General features: G+C 64.3%; 1 protein-coding gene. It reads left to right on the forward strand.

Translation table 11 applies throughout. The annotated features are described in order from the left end of the window. A partial coding sequence (locus tag PMI01S_RS30750; protein ID WP_218028115.1) for an Ig-like domain-containing protein occupies positions 1–737 on the forward strand: 737 nt, incomplete at both ends.

The raw sequence follows: 737 nt of genomic DNA on the forward strand, positions 1-737 counted from the left end.
ACGGCAGCACCGCGACCGGCCAGATCAACGTCAACATCATCGATGACACGCCGAACGCCAACCCTGACGCCACGTCGGTGACGGAGGGCGATGTCGTCAGCGGCAACGTCTTGTGGAACGACGTTGCCGGCGCCGATGGTCCCTTGGTCGGCGGTGGCGTGGTCGGCGTACGCGCCGGTTCGGACACGTCGACCCCGGTGAACGGCGGCCTCAACACCCAGATCAACGGCACTTACGGTTACCTGACCCTGGATGCCCAGGGCAACGCCGAATACCACAGCTACCCGAACAGTGTGAACGGCCCCGGCGCGACCGACGTGTTCACTTACACCCTGCGTGATAACGACGGCGATGAAAGCACCACCACCATCACCATCGACGTCAACAACAGCTGTTTCAACAACCCGGTCACCCTCAACGGCCTCGACGTAGAGTGCGGCGAACTGACCGTCTACGAAAAAAACCTCACCTACGGCACCGACCCCGATGCCCCGTCCCTGACCCAGACCGGCACCTTCACCGTCAACGCGCCGGATGGCCTGCAAACCCTGACCGTGGGCGGCATCGCCGTGGTCACCGCTGGCGTGGCCGCCGGCTTCCCGCAATCGACCGGCACCTGGCACGGCAGCACGCTGACCATCACCGGTTACGACCCGGCCACCGGCGTGGTGACGTACAGCTACACCCTGAATTACGACCGAGATCACCCGAATGCCGGCGGTGCCAACAGCATCGTC

Origin of the sequence: Pseudomonas migulae NBRC 103157 (assembly GCF_002091715.1) — a bacterium.
GTDB lineage: Bacteria > Pseudomonadota > Gammaproteobacteria > Pseudomonadales > Pseudomonadaceae > Aquipseudomonas > Aquipseudomonas migulae_A.